The sequence below is a fragment of the Pedobacter frigoris genome (genome assembly GCF_032678645.1).
Taxonomy (GTDB): domain Bacteria; phylum Bacteroidota; class Bacteroidia; order Sphingobacteriales; family Sphingobacteriaceae; genus Pedobacter; species Pedobacter frigoris_A.
Genome location: NZ_JAVTSP010000002.1, coordinates 478,222 through 499,084 on the forward strand (window position 1 = coordinate 478,222; position 20,863 = coordinate 499,084).

General features: G+C 45.0%; 11 protein-coding genes. 7 read left to right on the forward strand and 4 right to left on the reverse strand.

Translation table 11 applies throughout. From position 1 onward, the window contains the following. The 6 genes from R2Q78_RS08520 to R2Q78_RS08545 are packed head-to-tail and all read left to right on the forward strand — an operon-like array spanning position 1 to position 5,278. Positions 1-345, forward strand: a complete 345-nt coding sequence (locus R2Q78_RS08520; RefSeq protein ID WP_316790791.1) for an L-rhamnose mutarotase — start codon at positions 1-3, stop codon at positions 343-345. Further along, a complete protein-coding gene (locus R2Q78_RS08525) occupies positions 335-1,993 on the forward strand; it encodes an altronate dehydratase family protein (RefSeq protein WP_316790793.1) in 1,659 nt (552 codons plus the stop codon). The genes R2Q78_RS08520 and R2Q78_RS08525 overlap by 11 nt, the downstream gene beginning before the upstream one ends. A 14-nt stretch (positions 1,994-2,007) precedes the next feature. Continuing rightward, positions 2,008-2,772 carry an SDR family oxidoreductase gene (locus R2Q78_RS08530; protein WP_316790794.1) on the forward strand — a complete coding sequence of 255 codons (765 nt, stop codon included), beginning with the start codon at positions 2,008-2,010 and terminating at the stop codon, positions 2,770-2,772. Between the two features lie 30 nt (positions 2,773-2,802). Beyond that, the gene (locus R2Q78_RS08535) at positions 2,803-3,660 is read left to right on the forward strand and encodes a fumarylacetoacetate hydrolase family protein (RefSeq protein WP_316790796.1); all 858 of its coding nucleotides are present in this window, start codon (positions 2,803-2,805) and stop codon (positions 3,658-3,660) included. After that, positions 3,647-4,483 (forward strand): amidohydrolase family protein, encoded by an 837-nt coding sequence (locus R2Q78_RS08540; protein ID WP_316790799.1) that lies wholly within the window; start codon positions 3,647-3,649, stop codon positions 4,481-4,483. Before R2Q78_RS08535 ends, R2Q78_RS08540 begins: the two co-directional genes overlap by 14 nt. Before the next feature lie 6 nt (positions 4,484-4,489). Then, a complete protein-coding gene (locus R2Q78_RS08545; protein ID WP_316790801.1) occupies positions 4,490-5,278 on the forward strand; it encodes an SDR family oxidoreductase in 789 nt (262 codons plus the stop codon). Between the two features lie 386 nt (positions 5,279-5,664). Here the strand turns inward: R2Q78_RS08545 and R2Q78_RS08550 are convergent, their stop codons facing one another. Next, positions 5,665-6,090, reverse strand: coding sequence for a lipocalin family protein (locus tag R2Q78_RS08550; protein ID WP_316790803.1), 426 nt, complete (start codon positions 6,088-6,090; stop codon positions 5,665-5,667). A gap of 88 nt (positions 6,091-6,178) precedes the next feature. Next, the gene (locus tag R2Q78_RS08555) at positions 6,179-7,954 is read right to left on the reverse strand and encodes an aminopeptidase P family protein (RefSeq protein WP_316790806.1); all 1,776 of its coding nucleotides are present in this window, start codon (positions 7,952-7,954) and stop codon (positions 6,179-6,181) included. Between the two features lie 144 nt (positions 7,955-8,098). Here R2Q78_RS08555 and R2Q78_RS08560 point away from each other — a divergent pair, with 144 nt between their 5' ends. Beyond that, positions 8,099-10,363: a glycosyl hydrolase family 95 catalytic domain-containing protein gene (locus R2Q78_RS08560; RefSeq protein ID WP_316790808.1), complete on the forward strand. Its 2,265-nt coding sequence runs from the start codon at positions 8,099-8,101 to the stop codon at positions 10,361-10,363. Between the two features lie 25 nt (positions 10,364-10,388). On the opposite strand, the gene R2Q78_RS08565 is transcribed toward R2Q78_RS08560, so the two are convergent. Both R2Q78_RS08565 and R2Q78_RS08570 read right to left on the reverse strand, forming a co-directional pair. Next, positions 10,389-11,282 carry a type IX secretion system membrane protein PorP/SprF gene (locus R2Q78_RS08565; protein WP_316790810.1) on the reverse strand — a complete coding sequence of 298 codons (894 nt, stop codon included), beginning with the start codon at positions 11,280-11,282 and terminating at the stop codon, positions 10,389-10,391. A 22-nt stretch (positions 11,283-11,304) separates the two neighbouring features. Next, positions 11,305-20,709 carry an MBG domain-containing protein gene (locus R2Q78_RS08570; protein ID WP_316790812.1) on the reverse strand — a complete coding sequence of 3,135 codons (9,405 nt, stop codon included), beginning with the start codon at positions 20,707-20,709 and terminating at the stop codon, positions 11,305-11,307. Positions 20,710-20,863: the final 154 nt, after the last annotated feature.

A 20,863-nucleotide genomic window follows, 5' to 3' on the forward strand; every position in this document is an offset into this window, starting at 1 on the left:
ATGAACAGGTACTGCTTAACTTTGGATCTGGTAGATGATCCGGAGTTGATTAAACAATATGAAGAAATGCATCAGGAAGTATGGCCTGAGATCAAAAGCAGCATCACTACTGCGGGAATTGACGCGATGGAAATTTACCGTTATGGTAACCGTTTGTTCATGATCATGGAGGTAAATGCTACCTTCAGTTTTGAGAAAAAAGGTGCTATGGATGCTGCAAATGAGAAAGTGCAGGAATGGGAAGCATTGATGTGGAAATACCAGCAGGCTGTTCCGGGTGCAAAGCCCGGTGAAAAATGGGTGCTGATGGATAAAATATTTGAATTGAATAAAAATGTCGGATAATACGAATAAAAAGTTTTTACAAATCCACCCGGATGACAATGTGCTGGTTGCTTTGCAGGACCTGAAAAAGGGCGAAGTGATCGTGTGGAACAATGATGTCATCACACTGCAGGATGAGGTAAATGCCAAGCATAAGTTTTTCATTAATGAAATGCAGGTGGCTGATGAAGTTTTAATGTATGGAGTGCTGGTAGGAAAGGCAACTACTTTTATTCCTAAAGGTGGTTTAATGACTACGGAAAATGTACACCATGCCTCCCAGGATTATGCTTACCGCGATGTAAATTACCAGTGGCATGTGCCTGATGTATCTGCATTTCAAAACAGGACATTCAATGGCTACCATCGTGATAACGGAGAAGTGGGTACAGCCAATTACTGGTTGTTTATTCCTACAGTTTTCTGCGAAAACAGGAATCTGGATGTGATTAAGGAAGCACTGTATAACTCTCTGGGATACAATGTGACCGACAAGTATAAGCAGTTTGCTAAAGATTTATTGAATGCCTATCAGGATGGACAGGCTATAGATTCCTTTCAGGTAGACAGTCTGTCTCCACTCAATCCTGTCAACAACAGGGTGTTTAAAAACGTAGACGGCATTAAATTTTTAAATCATCAGGGAGGATGTGGTGGTACCAGACAGGATTCTGCTGTACTGAGCAATCTGTTGGCTGCATATGCAGACCATCCTAATGTGGGTGGTATTACCATTTTAAGTTTAGGTTGCCAGCACCTTCAGGCCAATGATTTTCTGAGCGACATTAAGAAAAGGAATCCGTCATTCAATAAAAAGGTACTTATTTTTGAACAGCAGCAGAGTCAAAGTGAAGACCAAATGATTAAAGATGCCATTCTTAAGACTTTCGTCGGGCTGACAGAAATTAATGAAATGGAAAGGTCTCCAGCTCCCCTCAGTAAATTATGTGTCGGCGTCAAGTGTGGCGGCAGCGATGGCTTTAGCGGTATTTCTGCTAATCCGGCAGTCGGATATACTTCTGACCTATTGGTAGCATTGGGCGCAAAAGTCCTTCTGGCTGAGTTTCCTGAACTTTGCGGAGCGGAGCAGAATATGGTAGACCGTTGTGTGAATAAGCCAATTGCTGAAAAGTTCATCTCTTTAATGCGTACTTACGATGCTCAGGCACATGCGGTCGGTTCAGGTTTTCACATGAACCCTTCTCCCGGAAATATCAAAGATGGACTCATCACTGATGCCATCAAAAGTACAGGAGCAGCAAAGAAAGCAGGAACATCTCCGGTGGTCGATGTGCTTGATTATACAGAACCTGCCACTAAACCAGGCCTGAGTCTGGTTTGTACTCCCGGTAATGATGTAGAGGCCACAACAGGAAAAGCCGCAAGTGGCGCTACCCTGATCCTGTTTACAACAGGTCTGGGAACGCCAACAGGTAATCCGGTTTGTCCTGTGATCAAAGTAGCGACGAACACTGCACTGGCTACGAGGATGAATGACATTATAGATATTGATACCGGTGCCATTATCCGTGGGGAAAAGACCATCGAGGAAATGGGAACCGAGATTCTGGAATATTGTATTAAAGCTGCAAGTGGTGAAATTACACCAAAAGCCGTATTATTGAACCAGGATGATTTTATCCCATGGAAAAGGGGAGTTTCATTATAAATAGACAAATTAATATGTTCAGTTTAAAAGGAAAAACAGCAGTTATTACAGGTGGCGGAAGCGGGATCGGAAGAGCGATTGCCACGCTATTCGCAAAACAAGGTGCATTTGTAAACATCATTGAGGTAAATCTTGAAGCCTCATCGGGCACGCTCCACGAAATCAATAAGTTCGAGGGGGAAGCGGTTACTTACAAATGTGATGTGACCAGCCAGGAAGAAGTAGTTGATATTTTCAATAAGATAGGGGAAATAGACATCCTCGTAAATAATGCCGGTATTGCTCACATTGGCAAGGCCGACAACACCAGTGAAGAAGATTTTACCAAAGTTTTCAATGTCAATGTGAAAGGCGCCTACAATTGTATGTACGCAGCCCTTCCTTTAATGAAGAAAAAAGGTGGCGGTGTGATCCTCAACATGGCATCTATAGCCGCTTTGGTGGGCATCACAGATCGTTTCGCCTATTCCATGAGTAAAGGGGCCATTTATGCAATGACCCTTTCTGTAGCACGGGATTACATGTCTGAAGGCATCCGCTGCAACAGCATTTCCCCTGCAAGGGTTCATACTCCTTTTGTCGATGGCTTCATCAGTAAGAATTATGCTGGCCAGGAGACCGAAGTATTTGATAAGCTTTCTAAAAGTCAGCCTATCGGAAGAATGGGTAAACCCGAAGAAGTTGCCTCACTGGCATTATACCTGTGCTCAGATGAGTCTGGTTTTGTAACAGGTAATGACTATCCTATAGACGGAGGATTTATTAAATTGAACAACTAACTATTAGCATAAAGAAATAAAAATTAAACGATGAAATTAATCAGATGGGGAGCAGCCGATCAGGAAAAGACCGGCGTAATTATAGATGATGTTTGGTATGATACTTCAGCCCTTGGCGGAGATTATAACGAGCAGTTCTTTAAGGACAATGGATTGGAAAGACTGGAGCAATTTGTAGCTGCAAATAAAGATTCGTTGGTAAAAGTACCTGAAGGGAGCCGCTTAGGTTCTCCTGTTGCACGTCCTTCAAAAATTGTTTGTATCGGGTTAAACTATGCGGACCATGCTAAAGAGACGAATGCGCCGCTACCTCCGGAACCGGTGATATTCATGAAGTCTACTACTGCAATGGTAGGTCCGTTTGATGATGTTGTCATTCCTAAAAACTCTGTAAAGACAGACTGGGAAGTAGAGCTTGCCATTGTGATCGGCAAAAAAGCTACTTATGTAGAAGAGGCTGATGCGCTTGATTATATTGCAGGTTACGTACTGCACAATGATGTTTCAGAGCGTGAGTTCCAGATCGAAAGAAACGGGACCTGGGACAAGGGTAAAGGTTGTGATACTTTTGCTCCGCTGGGTCCGTTTATGGCTACACGTGATGAAATTAAAGATGTAGACAACCTTCGTTTATGGCTTACAGTAAACGGTCAGAAAATGCAGGATGGCAATACAGCTAACTTCATATTCAATGTGCCTTTTGTAGTTTCTTATGTAAGCCAGTTTATGACACTCCTTCCGGGGGACGTTATTTCTACGGGTACTCCAGCCGGTGTCGGACTAGGGTTTAAACCTCCGGTTTACCTGAAGCACGGAGATGTGATTGAACTTGGAATTGATGGCTTGGGTACTCAAAAACAACAGGTGAAAAACTATGTTAAGGATTGATTCCCATCAGCATTTTTGGAAATTCAATAAGGTAAGAGACAGCTGGATTACCGAGGATATGGAGGTGCTGCGGGACGATTTTCTGCCTAAGCACCTGGAACCCATATTGGAACATTTTAAGTTCGACGGATGTGTGGTCGTCCAGTCGGATCAGTCTCCGGCTGAGAATAAATTTCAGCTTCAGAATGCCAAAACAAATCCTTTTATCAAAGGAGTTGTCGGCTGGGTTGATCTTCAGGCAGACGATATTGAGGCGCAACTGGAAGATCTGAGTGTGCATGAGCGCTTAAAGGGTTTCAGGCATATCTTACAGGGAGAGGAAGACCGTGCTTTAATGCTTAAGCCTGCTTTTGTAAATGGCATCAGCAAATTGAAAGATTTCGGTTTTACTTATGATCTGCTGATATTTCCTGATCAGATGAAGTATGCGGCAGAGCTGGTGGCTAAGTTTCCGGACCAGCTTTTTGTGCTGGACCACATTGCCAAGCCGGAGATTAAGAGCAAGAAGATAGCCGATTGGCAAAAAGATATAGAAATGCTTGCCGGATTTGAGAATGTGTATTGTAAGGTATCTGGAATCGTGACAGAGGCCGACTGGAATCACTGGAAAGCGGAAGATTTTACGCCATATCTCGATGTGGTTTTTAATGCCTTTGGAGCCAACAAGGTGATGTATGGCTCAGACTGGCCGGTTAGTCTCCTCGCAGCAATATACGGACAGCTTATAGACCTGATGGAAGGATACGTTTCAACGAAGCTTTCAGTGCATCAGCAAGAACTGTTCTGGGGCGGTAATGCAACTAAATTTTACAATTTAAAATAGCAATCAATGGATCTGCAATTAAAAGATAAAGTGATCATCGTAACTGGTGGCGCAAAGGGAATCGGAGAAGGAATCGTCAGGGTACTGGCTAAAGAAGGTGCAATTCCGGTGATCGTTGGACGCAATGCGGCCGACAATGAAAAACTGGCAGATAGCATTAGGACTGAAGGAGGGAAGGTGTTTAGCCTTACAGCTGAACTGACCAATCCGGCAGATAATGAAAATGCAGTAAAGCAGGTACTGGCACAATTTGGCCGTATCGATGGATTGGTAAATAATGCCGGTGTGAATGATGGCGTTGGTCTGGTTAGTGGCAATTATGAGAAATTTGTGGCGAGCCTTCATAAAAATGTGGTTCATTACTACCTGATGGCGCACCATGCGTTGCCGGCATTGATTGAATCTAAAGGATCGATTGTAAACATCGGTTCCAAGGTAGCAGATACCGGTCAGGGCGGAACTTCTGCTTATGCTGCGTCTAATGGCGCTCGTAATGCGCTGACCCGTGAATGGGCGGTAGAGTTACTGCCACATGGTATTCGTGTAAATTCAGTGATCGTAGCGGAATGCTATACACCATTGTACGAGACCTGGATCAAGACCTTGCCTAATCCTGAAGAGAAACTGGCTTCCATCACATCAAAAATTCCTTTGGGACAAAGAATGACGACTGCGGAGGAAATTGCCAATGCTGCGGTGTTTTTGCTATCGGAGGTGTCGAGTCATACCACCGGACAAATGGTGTATGTTGATGGGGGTTATACGCATCTGGACAGGTCTATCAGTCCGCTTTAGAAGAAAGTTCATGGTTCTGGAATGTAATTCTGGAATAAGGTCCTGAATATATTCTGCAATAGAATTCTTGAATAATAAAAAAGGGTCAGTGTTTTTAGAACATTGACCCTTTTTTGATTTTGTCATCCCGAGTTTCGAGGGATCTAGTAGTTATATTAGTTAAGATTGACGGTATCCGGCTATTTAGAAAAATTAAGCATCCTCTTCGAAAGCTGCATCTGCTGAAGCTTCGCATCACCAGCGCTAATGCTTTCTCTGAGCAGCTGAATTTTTACTAAACGCCTTATTTATAGCGATCGTCATCCCAGGACTTGATCCGGGATTCCGCACCTGCAAAGCTGTCTTTCTAGTATGATGAGGGTGAAGTGGTCTCGAAAAATGTTGAATTATTTCTTTTTCAATTTAAATTCAACAACCTCTCTGTATGTTTTACCATTTTCAAAATCAACATCACTTTCATATTCAAGATGTAAGTCGGTCTTGCTCAAAGATTTGATGTCAAACTTCAATTTTTGGTCACCCCCCTGTGAGGTTATCTCCAGTGTTGATTCTGTTGCGGTCCAGTTAGTTTCCTGAGTATCCCCTTCTATTTTAACGGTGGCTTTTCCATCTGTTCTGAATTCCCATGGCAGATTGAGACCAGACTTTTGTTCTCTTTCTATTTCCTTTCCGTCTTCATAATAAACATATGCCATTGATTCCAATGACCATTTGCCGTTTAGTCTATCCGAATTGCGCTCGGCTTTATCTTTTTTACATGCAAATAGTGTTGCCACAACGGCAAAGAGAGCGATTAAAGTAATTTTTTTCATTTTTGTTAAGTACGTTAAATATTGATTGGCACCATGCCAGACTTGCAGCCTGGATACAAAAACTGAGCCAATGCATTCAATTATAAAATTATATTGCCTTTGTTTCCGTTTCTAAAAATGCACGCTCAACTTCATTCAAAAACGGACTTAACTTTTCAAATACCAGGGCATTGTAATCATTTAACCATTTCACTTGCGATGCTTCCAATAAATCCTTCTTCACGATTTTAGTGCTGATCGGTGCTATGGTCAGGCATTCAAATGCATAAAACTCGTTGAATTCATTGCTCACATCCTTAACCGTATTTACCAGGTTCTCAATTCTGATCCCGTGCTTGCCCGGACGGTATACGCCAGGTTCTACGGAGGTGATCATCCCAAGCTCAACGGCTACAGGAGTTGCTGTCGGATTAAAAGTTTGAGGTCCTTCGTGTACATTTAAAAAATATCCTACACCGTGACCGGTACCATGGCCGTAATTGATTGCATAATCCCACAATGGTTTACGTGTGATGGCGTCAATCTGATAACCGCATGTTCCTTTCGGAAAACGCACCTTGCAGCCGTCAATCATGCCCTTTAATACCAATGTATAATCTGTACTTTCCTCTTCCGTATTGTTGCCCATCGGGATGGTACGGGTGATGTCAGTTGTGCCGTAGAAATACTGGCCTCCCGAATCTACAAGGAATAAACCTTCGGACTTCACTTCTGAATTACTTTCTTCCGAAGCACCATAATGAGGCAGTGCCCCGTGAGGCCCGTAAGCACTGATGGTATTGAAGCTGTCGCCAACGAAGCCATCCTGTTCAGCTCTGAAACTGCGTAATACCGCAGCGGCAGACAATTCAGTAATGGTGGTTTTGCCGATGTTTTCTGATAACCATTTCAGGAAACGGGTAATCGCCACGCCATCCTTAAGCATGGCAGTACGTGTATTTGCCAGCTCGGTTTCATTCTTAACGGCCTTCAAAACTGTCGAAGGATTGGTCTCCTTGATGATTCTTACCGAAGCAGGGATCAATTTTGCATAAGCAAAGCAATTGCGTTTAGGATCTATCAGTATGCTTTTGTTTTCAGGGATCTGTTGCAGGGCAGTTTCTATTTCCTCATAAGCAAATACGGTTACGCCGCTTTTTAACAAGAGTTCTTTGTCTTCATTGCTCAGCTTGTCAGGGTTGACAAACAGTTTGGCCTCGTCCTGACTGATCAGGGCAAAACTCAGTACTACCGGGTTATAACTTACATCCTTACCACGGATGTTAAATAGCCAGGCCATATCGTCCAGGGAAGAAACCAGATGGTAGTCTGCACCTTGTTTTTGCAGCATGGCCCTTACCGCAGTCAGCTTGCCGCTTACGGGCTGACCAATGTGTTCATCTGCGATTAAAAATGCTTTTTCGGCAGGTAACTGAGGCCTGTTTTCCCAGATCGGGCTCAGGTAATCTTTGCTGGTTAGGTTGATGCCTTTTGTAGAAAACTGCTGACTGATCAGGTCACCCAGAAGCAGGGACAGCAATTTCTCATTGCTCGCTACAGTAGCGCCCTTATCCAGTTTTTCTACCAGCCACTGGATGTACTCAGGGGCATGTTGCACTTTTTGCTTTACCAGTTCAAAACCGCTGTTTTCCAACTGTTCTGCCGCCTGTTCGAAATAACGGAAATCAGTCCACAAACCTGCAAAATCATGTGTAATGACCAGCGTACCTGCAGAGCCGCTAAAGCCCGAAGTAAAAGGGATACATTTATAATGGTTTGGCAGGTATTCGCTGATGTGTGGATCAGCAGAAGGAATGATGTAAGCCGCTACATTATCGGCCTTCATTTGTTTACGTATTTCGCTCAGTTTTTCCTGGTAAGTCATATTTAACTATTTTATTGCTATACTATTATGGGCAAAGCTATGCAATCATTTTACCTTTTCGTCATAATGTTCAGGGATTTTGGTAAATGTCATGTAAAATCAAAAAAAGTGTTTAGTTTTAGTTAATAAGTTATTCCAATGCGTATGAAATATAGCTCTACTTTTCTATTGCTGTTGTTATTTGCAGGAAATGTAAATGCACAGGTTAAAAAAAGCACGGTTGACTGGCCTTCTTTTATGGGAAGACAGACTTTAAAGTGGGATTCTATCAGTACCGACTATTATACAGGGATTATTTTGGGGAATGGATTGTTGGGAACGAACATCTACAAGGAAAACGATCATGCTGTCCGCTTTGACATTGGCCGCAGTGATGTGACAGACCAGCGGGAGCATAGTAGCGAGCTCATGACCGAACCATTGATTTCCCGCGCCAGACTTCCGATCGGGAAACTGCTGTTGAAAACATCGGGGACAATTACCGGAGCAAAGATGGAGCTGAGCATTTACAACGGGAAAGCCAGCGGGGTAGTTTATACGACTAAAGGCAGTATAGAATTTGAGGCCTATGTCCACGCCAATAAAAATATCATCTATATTTCTGCTAAAGGAAATAAACAGGAACTCGTACTCGGCTGGGAGTTTGTACCTGAGAAAAGCAGGACACCAAGAATGGCTCAGAACAATGCCGGCAACCCCTCAGAATATATAGAGAACCCGCCTTTTAAAGTCAGTAAGGAGCAAGGCTTCTCCGTTTGCAGTCAGCCTTTATTGAACAATGGAGGTTACGCGACAGTCTGGAGTATTAAGAAAGCATTACGTACCGAAGTAATGGTTTCGGTCGGCTACGATGCAAAGGGAAATCAGGATGAGGTCAAAGAAGCTACCAACGCGCTGAAGAGTTTCAATACCGCTAAGCTCAGTGCCGAATTCGCGGCGCATGCCAATTGGTGGCACCAGTTTTACCAGCAGAGTTTTGTCTCCCTTCCGGATCAGCGCATGGAATCTTTTTACTGGATCCAGCTCTATAAACTTGCTTCGGCTACCAGAACCGGCAAACCGATGATCGACCTGATGGGTCCCTGGTTTACCAGCAAGACCCCTTGGCCGGCCGTATGGTGGAACCTCAATACACAGCTTACTTACTCGCCGGTCTTTACTTCAAATCACCTCGAGCTTGCAAAGCCATTGTTTCAGGCACTCAATCAGAATACCCCAAACCTGATCAATAACGTTCCTGCCGAATGGAGGAAAGATGCCGCCGCCATTGGCCGGATCAGCGGTTATGATCTGGTAGCGCCAGTTGCTGAGGCCATGCAGGAAAACGGGCAATTCGAACTGGGCAACCTGACCTGGACACTATTTTACTATCATCAATATTATACCTATTCGGGCGATAGCCAGGAGCTGAAAGCATTCATCTACCCTTTGCTGAAACGTTCTGTAAACCACCTCATCTACCACCTCAAAAAAGACGATAAAGGTATTTATCACTTGCCGGTTTCATTCTCTCCTGAGTACAAATCTGCGGCAGATGCCAACTACGCACTTTCCAGCCTGAACTGGGGGCTGCAGACCCTCATTCAACTGGATGCCGATGAAAACCTGAACGACCCGGATAAAAGTAAATGGGAGGAGATCTTGCAAAACATTGTGCCATATCCTGTAGATGATACCGGCCTGATGATAGGCAAGGATGTGTCCTTGACCAGCTCACACCGCCATTACTCACATATGCTCATGGTATATCCCTATCGTGTGCTCAACTGGGATCAGTCTGAAAACAGGGAACTTATAGAAAAGTCCATGAACCACTGGCTTTCTCTGAAAGGGGCGTTGCAGGGCTATACTTTTACCGGCGCAGCGGCTATCAATGCCATGATGGGCAGAGGAGACCAGTCTTACGACCTTTTAAATCAGCTGTTCGATAAATACATCCAGCCCAATACGCTTTATCGCGAGTCGGGATCTGTAATAGAAACACCCTTGGCCGCCGCTACTTCCATCCAGGAAATGCTGTTGCAAAGCTGGGGAGGAAAGATCAGGGTATTCCCGGCAATTCCTTCTAAATGGCAGGATGTAAGTTTTGATAAACTTCGCGCAGAAGGTGCATTCCTGGTATCAGCCAAAAGGATACAGGGAAAAACGGTATTCATTAAGATATTCAGCACCAAAGGCGGAAAATGCAAGATAGAGACAGATATGCAGGTAAGCCGTGTAAGTTCCGATAAAACAGATTCACCGGCGCTGATGATGTCAGAAGTAGAAGGGAAAACAAATGTGGTGATCAACACCGTAGCGGGAGAAACGATGTGGTTGTCCGGAACAGAAACCAGCCTTGACGGTATAGGCCCGGTAAAGCCGACGTTATTTGAGCAATGGAGCTGGGGACTGAATAAGAAACGCTGATTCAATCCCCGGCCATGCCGATATTTTATTTATTGGTCAGGTTCAGTCTGAGGTTCAGTTCAAAACTTCCATTGGTATAAGCACTCAGAGCTGATGTCTGAGTAGTATATGTTCCGCTGATCAGGTATTTCTTTTTGTAGTCCATACCCAAGCCGAAGGTTGCATTTTCAGTACTGTGGTACATGGCTACCATAAAAGCCTGCTGGTTGGCGATTTGTAGCCTTGCACCCGCATCCCAGATGTTGTCAAATCCTTTAACTCCGCGAAACGCGACAAGTGGTTCTACATCGATCCCTTCTGCACCTTCACTCACGTTGATGCTGTAGCTGACTGCAGTGTAGAAAGTCGCCACATCGGCCAGCTTGATCACATCCTTCTTAAGGAAACTCTTAAGGTTGGGTACCGAAGCCTGGATGTTCAGACTTCCTGAAGTATACGCGATTCCAAAATCTCCGTCCAGGTAAGTCTTGCGGTCGTTATACTGACCTACCAGCACATCGTTTGGATTTCCGTAAATGTCAGCGTTCTCCAGCCTCTGGTTCATGAACCCAAAAGATACACCGAAATGAAGTTGCTGCGATTCAGAGTTCAGAGGCAGGTGATAGGCGTAACTGCCCACTACTCTGGTCTGGCGCTGCAAGCCTGCGCTTTCATTATTTACAGACAGCCCTATACCTACTTTGTTAAACCCATAATCAGCAGTGATGTTCTGCGTCAGGGGCGATCCCGGAACGTTGTTCCAAAGCTTACGGTAAGCGCCATTTATTTTCAGGCCCTGACCAGCCCCTGCAAAAGCGGGGTTGATCAGGTATCTGTTGGTATAATATTGTGAACTTAAAGGGTTCAGCTGAGCCTGTACAGTCTTGCTGCCGATTACGAAAATGGCGGGCAACAGCAATGCTTTATATATTGTTTTCATATTCATTTGTTCTGCTAAGTTATTATTGTTCTCTCACAATGGTAATAAAGCCTTTAAACACGCGTCTGTCTTTACCAAAGTCAATGATGTAGTAATAAGTTCCTTCCTCAAGAGGAGAACCGTTCAGCATACCATCCCAGCTGTTGTCATATCCTTTTTTGCTGTACAGTAAACGGCCGGCCTTGTCAAAGATCCTAACCTGATTATTCGGGTAAAAATCAATGTTGTCAATCACCCATTTATCATTCACACCATCACCATTCGGTGTCAGGATGTTTGTAGCCTTAATTTTCAGAAGATCGTCCAGTACAGTAATGGTAAAGGTCTGTGTATCCTTACATCCGCTGGCGTTGGTTGCCGTTACTGTATAGGTGGTCGTTTCCTTTGGCCTCACAGTCAGTACCGCAGTGTTGTTTCCTTTTACAATGCTGCTGTGTGTTGCCCATTCATAGCTAACTCCACCGGTTGCGGTCAGTTCCACTGTTTCGCCTTTACTTACCTCATTGCCTTTATCACTGCTGATGGCCACCACAGGAAGCGCATTTACAGTGATCACAAAGGTCCTGCTGTAAGTATCCACGCCACCATTTGCAGTGCCTCCGTCATCCTTAACCGTTACAGTTACAGTCGCAGTACCCACAGCTCCCGTTTTTACCCTGTAGCTGATGGTTCCGGTATTTCCTGATCCAGTTACACCAAATGAGCTGAACAGATTTGCATTGTTATTGCTTACGCTAAGTACAGTGGTCTGGTTTGCGTCAGGACCGGCGGTAATGCCTGTCAGGGCCACAGACTGCGCTGATGTGGTGTAACAGATGGTCTGATTGTCAATAGCCGCCAGCGTAGGGATTTCATTCACGTCACTGATGCTGATGCTCAGTTCACGCTCTGTCCACAGGTTGTATTGTGTAGTAGATCTTACCCTGACTTTATAAACCGGTTTGTTTTCAAAATTCAGGCTTGCCGTGGTATTGATCCTGTTTCCTGAAATACTGAATAAAGCATTGTCTGTATCGCCTGTTCCGCTTACCAAAGTATAAGTGAATGTAGCAGTCGGGTCATCTGAAGTACTGTTCAGTGTACCTGCGTTTGTCGCCGCTGCGCTGTTCTCATAAAGCGTAACAGCTGCCAGGGTAACGCTTGTTGGTGCTCCTGCTTTTACTTTCAATATACCATCTACATAGCTGATGCTATAGTTTGCTGCCGCAGCACCGCTTGCTTTAATCGGGTAATCTCCAGCCACACTGCTCAGAACAGCGGTAGTGCTGATTGCTGACTGCGTTGTAAGAACTGTTGAAGTTTCAGCGTTTACAAAGCCTGTGTAACTTACCGTTAATGTTGGGTTTGCAGTGCCTTCAAAGCGTTCTTTATTGTCCGCTGTGATGGTCAGTGCTTTCGCGTCTACAGTCAATGCACCGTCAACATAGGAAATGTTATAGTTAGCTAAGCCAGTTCCCGTCGCTGCCGAAGCGATGATCGGGTAAGTAGAACCGGCTACAGTTGCGGTAACTACAGAACCTGTACTGGTCAATGTTACACTTGTTACCGTGTTTCCATTGATCAATCCAGCGCTTGTAAATTCAGTATCTGCAAAGGTTACAGCATCACCATAAGTCTTGCTGCGGTTGTTTGCGGTGATTGTTAATGCTTTTGCATCTACAGTCAGTGCACCGTCAACATAAGAAATGTTGTAGTTTGCTAAACCAGTTCCCGTTGCTGCCGAAGCTACGATCGGATAAGTAGAACCCGCTACAGTTGCCGTAGCTGCAGAACCTGTACTGTTTAAAGTAACACCGGTTACCGTGTTTCCGTTGATCAATCCTGCTGAAGTAAATTCAGTACCAGCAAATGTTACTGCGTCACCATAAGTTTTGCTGCGGTTATTTGCTGTGATTGTTAATACTTTCGCATCTACGGTCAATGCACCATCAACATAAGAGATAGTATAATTGCCCAGTCCTGTACCAGTCGCTGCCGAAGCTACGATCGGATAAGTAGAACCTGCTACCGTTGCCGTAGCTGCAGAACCTGTACTGGTCAAGGTAACACCAGTTACAGTATTTCCATTGATCAACCCAGCGCTTGTAAATTCAGTGCCAGCGAAAGTGACTGCATCACCATAAGTTTTGCTGCGGTTGTCCGCTGTGATGGTCAATGCTTTTGCGTCTACGGTCAATGCACCGTCAACATAGGAAATGTTGTAGTTTGATAAACCAGTTCCCGTCGCTGCCGAAGCTACGATCGGATAAGTAGAACCAGCAACCGTTGCTGTGGCTACCGAACCTGTACTGGTCAAAGTAATACCTGTTACGGTGTTTCCATTAATTAATCCTGCGCTTGTAAACTCAGTACCTGCAAATGTTACTACATCACCATAAGTCTTGCTGCGGTTGTTTGCTGTGATTGTTAATGCTTTCGCACCTACGGTCAATGCACCGTCAACATAAGAGATAGCATAATTGCCCAGTCCTGTACCAGTCGCTGCCGAAGCGATGATCGGATAAGTAGAACCCGCAACAGTTGCGTTGGCTACAGAACCTGTACTGGTCAGCGTAACACCTGTTACAGTATTTCCATTGATCAACCCAGCGCTTGTAAATTCAGTGCCAGCAAATGTTACTGCATCACCATAAGTCTTACTACGGTTGTTTGCAGTGATTGTTAATATTTTCGCATCTACAGTCAGTGCACCGTCAACATAAGAGATAGTATAATTGCCCAGTCCTGTACCAGTCGCTGCCGAAGCGATGATCGGGTAAGTAGAACCGGCAACAGTCGCCGTAACAACAGAACCTGTACTGTTTAAAGTAACACCAGTTACAGTGTTGCCATTAATCAATCCCGCTGCTGTAAATTCAGTGCCTGCAAAGGTTACTGCGTTACCATAAGTTTTGCTGCGGTTATTTGCTGTGATTGTTAATACTTTCGCATCTACGGTCAATGCACCGTCAACATAAGAGATAGTATAATTGCCCAGTCCTGTACCAGTCGCTGCTGAAGCTACGATCGGATAAGTAGAACCCGCTACAGTTGCGGTAACAACAGAACCTGTACTGGTCAAAGTAACACCAGTTACAGTGTTTCCATTGATCAGGCCTGCTGCTGTAAACTCAGTACCGGCAAATGTTACTGCGTCACCATAAGTTTTGCTGCGGTTATTTGCTGTGATTGTTAATACTTTCGCATCTACGGTCAATGCACCGTCAACATAAGAGATAGTATAATTGCCCAGTCCTGTACCAGTCGCTGCCGAAGCGATGATTGGGTAAGTAGAACCGGCTACAGTTGCAGTAACTACAGAACCTGTACTGGCCAAAGTAATACCAGTTACAGTGTTTCCATTGATCAATCCTGCTGAAGTAAACTCAGTACCTGAAAAGGTTACTACAGCACCGTAAGTTTTGCTGCGGTTGTTTGCAGTGATGGTCAATGCTTTCGCATCTACAGTCAATGCACCGTCAACATAAGAGATATTGTAGTTCGCTAAACCAGTTCCTGTCGCTGCCGAAGCTACGATCGGGTAAGTCGAGCCCGCAACAGTTGCGGTAACTACCGAACCTGTACTGGTCAATGTTACACCAGTTACAGTGTTTCCATTAATTAATCCTGCTGCTGTAAATTCAGTACCAGCGAAAGTCACCGCGTCACCATAAGTTTTGCTGCGGTTACCAGCAGTAATGATAAGAGGTAATTTATTAATTGTTAAAACCTGCTGAGCCTGGGGTGCAGCATTATATGCTGTATTGCCGCTTTGATTGGCATAAATGGTTACAATACCTGCACTTAAGATATGAACCTTGCCATTTACGATTGTTGCAACGCCAGGATCACCCGAAGTATATGTTACACCCAATCCGCTGGAAGCTGTTGCCGCCAAATCAATATCCGCATCACCATATTGCGCTGTACCAGTTGCTGCCAGCGTAATACCTTGAGAAAGCTTGCCGACAACAGTTAATGCATACGATCTGCCAATGGCAAATGGAGCTCCAGCCCCTGTTGAGGAATCTACTGCAGTAACTGTAAAGTTGAAAGTGCCGTTTGTCGTTGGTGTTCCACTTATTACACCTGTACTTGCATTCAGACTCAAGCCAGCTGGTAAAGCCCCCGCTGTTATGGCATAGGTATAAGGTGCTGTTCCTCCACTAGCCGGATTTAAAGCCTGGCTATAAGCTACTTCAACATTTGCGTTTGCGAGAGTAGTTGCAGGCAATGAAAGTGATGGTGCTGCGATTGTAATTGAATAAGCTGCGGAACCAGAATATGGGCCACTACCACCCGCGGCATCAGTTGCCCTTATGGTAAAATTAAATGTTCCTGCTGACGTAGGTATTCCGGAGAGCACACCACCAGTACTCAATGAGATACCGGTTGGCAAAGCTCCTGCAGTTATTGTGTAGCTATAAGGTGCAGTTCCTCCTGAAGCGGTAAGGGTTTGGCTGTAGGCCGTTCCGATGGCAAAGCCAGGTAAAATGGTTGGCGCTACAGCAATTGTAGGTGCTCCAACTAATAGTGAGTAGGCCCTTGAACCTGAATATGGTCCCAGGCCAGTCGAAGCATCGGTGGCAGTAACCGTAAAATTAAACAAACCTGTCATCGTCGGTGTACCGCTTAGTGTTCCGGCAGCGCTCAGCGTAAGACCCGCAGGCAACACTCCGGCAGTGATGGCATAACTATAAGGTGCAGTTCCGCCAGATGTAGTAATCGTTTGGCTATAAGCCAGGCCTGAGGATGTGCCTGGCAGGGTGGCCGGACTAACAGTAAGCGTTGGTGCGCCAACCACAAGTGCATAAACCCTTGCGCCTGTATGAGGTGCCCCTGTGCCTGTAGAACTTCCGGTAGCGGTAATGGTAAAATTAAAAGTTCCTGCAGCAGTAGGAGTGCCGGTTAAAGCGCCAGTTGTTGTATTGAGAGACAAACCAGCAGGCATGGCACCGGCAGTTAGTGCAAATGTATATGGTGCAGTACTGCCACTTCCGGTAAAGGTTTGTGCATAAGCTGTACCTACTGTAGCACCAGGTATAGTTGCGGGATTAACTACTATTGTTGGTACCCCGATAGTTAAGGTGTAGGAAATCGTATTGTTAGCTCCAATATCATCTGTGCTTCTTACTGTAAAAGTGAAAGACCCTGCTGAAGATGGCGTTCCGCTTAATACCCCTGCACTGCTAAATGATATGCCGACAGGTAAAGAACCGGATATAATGGAATAGCTATAAGGTGCAATTCCACCTGTTGTGGCCAGCGACTGGCTATAGGCTGCACCAAATGAAGGATTGGGCAGCGTAGTCGGACTGATCACCAGTGCCGGAGCAGATACACTAAAGGTGTAAGCTTTGGATGCCATAACACCATTGTCATCGGTAGAGCTCACGGAGATTGAAAAATTTCCATCCGATCTGGGAATACCAGACAAAACACCGGCCGAACTTAAAGAAATTCCGATAGGCAAGGCGCCCGACGACAAGCCATAAGTATAAGGTGCGGTTCCGCCTGTAGAACTTAGTGTCTGGCTGTAGGCCGTGGCATAAGCCATGTCAGGTAAGGTCGCAGGGCTAACGGCAATGACAGGCGCCCCGATAGTTAATGAGAAGCCCCTCGGCGCTGATGAATAAGGGCCTGATCCGGTTGATGCATCTGTAGCGGCAATCGCAAAATTGAAAGTTCCGGTGGCTGTAGGCGTACCACTTAAAGTTCCGGCACTACTTAATGATATACCGGAAGGTAATGCTCCGGCGGTTAGGGCATAGGTATACGGCGCAGTTCCTCCGCTGGCCGCATTCAAAGTTTTACTATAAGCTGTACCAACGTTTCCATTTGCGAGGCTAGTGGCAGGGAATGAAATTGTTGGTGCAGCAGAAGCTGTAGTTACAGTAATTACTGAACCATAACTAGTTCCGGTAGTGTTGGTCGCAAACGAACGGACCTTATATGCAGTACTGCTTGATAAGCCTGCAACAGCTCCAGAGAATGTACCATCGCCGGTACCGATATTGGTTTTACCGTCAAGTATGGTCGGTGTAGCATTCGTAGAAGAATAGACAAGTCCGCGTGCAGTAATGGCACCGCCACCATTGCTGGTTACGTCACCGCCACCGGTAAACCCTGAGCTGGTGATGGTAGATGCCGTACCTGTAGTCACTGTAGGTGCAAAATAATTGTAGATCTTTCCGGTTGCAGCTGCCGTGCTGTAATCCTTAAGTTCATAATTTTCCTGGTTAGTACTTGCCAGGATATCAGCATCAATCTTATAATAGCCGATCAATCCTGTGCTATTATTAGCTACAGGGGTCGAACGGTTGTTGGCAATCTCTGTAAGTGTTCTGGCTGTATTCCAAACCCTAACTTCATCAATTTCTCCCTGGAAAAGTTCAGTACTGCCGGTTTGCGACTGAGCCAACTTAAAGGTCAGCCCTGTAGATGCGGTGCGCATTGTGCTGCCAGTTACGCCAATTGAAGCTCCGTTAACGAATATTTCTGTATTCGAACCAGTCATCACAAATGCGATATGGTACCACTGGTTTTTCACGAAGGTAAAATTCTTCGAGAGGTAAACGGTGCTGTTCCAAAAACCGATAGAACCCAAATCGCGGTTGATGTGGAAACTCCAGCGTGTAGTACTGGTGCTGCGCATAGCGGCTATACAAGGGTTGATGGCATCATGCACACCTGCCGTCCATCCTGGTTTTACCCACATCTCAACTGTACCCGTAGTAAAGTCGAGCGCGGATCTTGCAGGCACTTCAGCATATTGGTTGGTACCATTAAATGCGAGTCCGTCGGCGGGAAGCGTTGCTACTATAGTATTAATTGTAATTGTTGCAGAAATTCCTCCTGCGCCTGCATTCCCAGCCCGATCAGTATACGATCCGGCAGTTGTAGAAGCATTGCCACTACCCGAAAAGTTGGTGACTGGCGTAAAAGTAGCTATATAAACCAGAGGATTTCCAGTTGCGCTGAGGTTGTTTAATGTGCCGTTGGAAACGTTAAGACCTGCCATAGTAAAACCATTTGGTTCCTCACTAAAAGTAAAGGTTATGGTTGCCGTCTGCCCGGCAGTCAAGGATGAGGGGCTGCTGGCGATGAAAACGGTTGGTACTGTGTTGTCAAGCACATAAGGCGAGATAAGTGGTGCGCTGCTGCCTGTGCTATTGGTTACACGTACTTGTAAGGTGTTACTGGAGGCTAGCGTTACGCCTGCTAAGCTCCAGGTATTGTTCCCTGTAGATGAAGCGGCATTGGTGTAATTATTCCCGTTGTCCAGGGAAACTTCCACACGTTCACCTGCTACTAAGTTGGCGCTTAATGTACCTGAAATGGTTTGCGCCGCAATGTTGGTAACAAGGTCAGTTGATGAAACTCCGGTGTCTCCAGAAAATGCAACAGTACTTACAGTTGTTGTTGGAATGGCTGGATTAACGGTTACGGCTACAGAGATTGGACTGCCCGGACAACCGTTAAGTGTTGGTGTTACGGTATAATTTACCACGCCATTACCTGTCAATGTCTGCGCAATGCTTGTTCCTGAACCTGCGGTTACTCCGCTAACTGTTCCGCTCGCAGTAGCAGTCCAGGTAAAAGTGGCACCTGTAGGAATAGAGGTCAAAGCTATATTTGTCGATTGTCCGCTGGTAATTGTCCGCGAAGCCGGTGTTGCAAAAGCTGTTGGGTTTGGATTTACGGTAATGGCTACTGTTATAGGGCTGCCGGCTATTCCATTTAATGTTGGCGTCACTGTATAATTGGTAGTTCCGTTGCCACTTAAGGTCTGGGTAATGCTTGTTCCAGTGCTGGCAGAAGTACCGTTAACTGTACCGCTCGTAGTGGCTGCAGTCCATGCAAATGAGGCTCCTATAGGAATAGAAGTCAAGGCAATATTCGTTGCGCTGCCGCTGCAAATCGTTGCTGAAGCCGGTGTTGCAGTAGCTATCGGAACCATACCAACTTTCACGCCTGTTAAGGCGCCCACACTATTCAGTGTTAGGGTAGCATCGGTGTTATCAGAAGTGCCTTTAATTGTTCCGCTATTTAGCTGAATAGCTGAACCTGCCTGGATTCCATCAATATCCAGGTTTCCCGATTGAACCGTATAACGAAATACTAAGGCAGTAGATCCGGAACCACTTACATAATTTGCATACAAGGTCTGGCTGCCAACTGTCAATGAGATTCTCGGTGTTCCGGTGACTGTGACACTACGGGAGAAGTTAGCTGTAAAGTCTAAATTTTGTGTTGTCACATATGTCGCATTTGCAGGAACCGATACGCTACTCACTATTGGTGCAGGTAGCGTTACTACAGCTGGCCCTACATTGATATTATTTACACCAATCCAAAATGGAACCCCTGTTTTTGAGTAAATCCTGACTTCATCAACGTTATTAAAGAGGGATGCGGTTAAAGGGCTGGTTTGATTGGCGATTACTGCTGCTCCCGTAGAAGGAAGGGCAAGTTCGACAGTTCCCTGTAATGTACCTCCGTCATAAGCGGCTATGATGACGGGACTTATACCGCCCCAGTCTATAATGTTAAAAGATTTTAATGCAAAATTGCTTGCCTGTGAAGAGCTTTTAATAATTAATGCTTCAAAGCCATTATTTTGAATAGCAGTAGAGAACGGCGTAACTCCAGTAAAACCATTTATTGAACCAAACCAGGCAGCATCATGCCATTCCATATTTGGTCCGGAAAGTATAGCGCCAGTTGTCTTATTACCACCAAATATTTCAAGGTCCAGGTCAGAGATCGCGGTTGATCCTCCTGTGCCATCAGTTGCTTTTGTATTTAAACCTGTACCATTTGTAAAAGTGAGGGTTGGTGACGTCGATAAAGCAACTCCTGTAACTGCTTGAAAGTTAAAGTTATCAATCGCGAAATAATCATAGTTATTACTGAGTTGAATTTCAAGCTGATCAATTTCAATGTTGGTGTTATTCGACCCTCCTTCGGTGGCAAAATTAATATTTATAAAGCCATTTCCAGGAAGACCAAAGCCTAAGTGAGCCCCGGTCGTATTTTTAACCACGGTGAACTGCGTGGCTCCACCAAGCTTCCCTCTAAAGGTCACGAAACCGGCACTTCCATTAGTGGTAACACCTGGACTTTGCGCGGCATCGCCTGTGAAATAGATCCATAAGTTATTGAGTTTAAAAGTACCACTTGTTACAGTCATAGTTCCCGTTTGTCCATAACTGTTGCCGTTTGCAGGTATTGGGTCGGTTGCATGAATAAATTTATTTGAGAGATTATACCCAAGACCAGCGAACTGAACTACGGAGAAACCATACGGCGAACTTAGGTTAAATGTTTTGCCTCCACTCGTAAAGCTTTGTACACTTGTCGTGGCAGTTTCAAATGTTTCGAGCGTTTGCCCAGTAGCAGAAAATAAGGAGAACAGGAAAAGCAAAATAAGTAGTGCTTTTTTCATAATGAGAAATAATTAATTTAGATATGATGGATTATTTAGTCAGTTGGCGTTGTGCAGGCACACTTAGATTTTAGAATTGTTGCATAAAGAAAGTTTAGGGATCGGAATTGGCACTTTTCATATGAAACAGGATTGAGCGTTAAATAATTGGCTA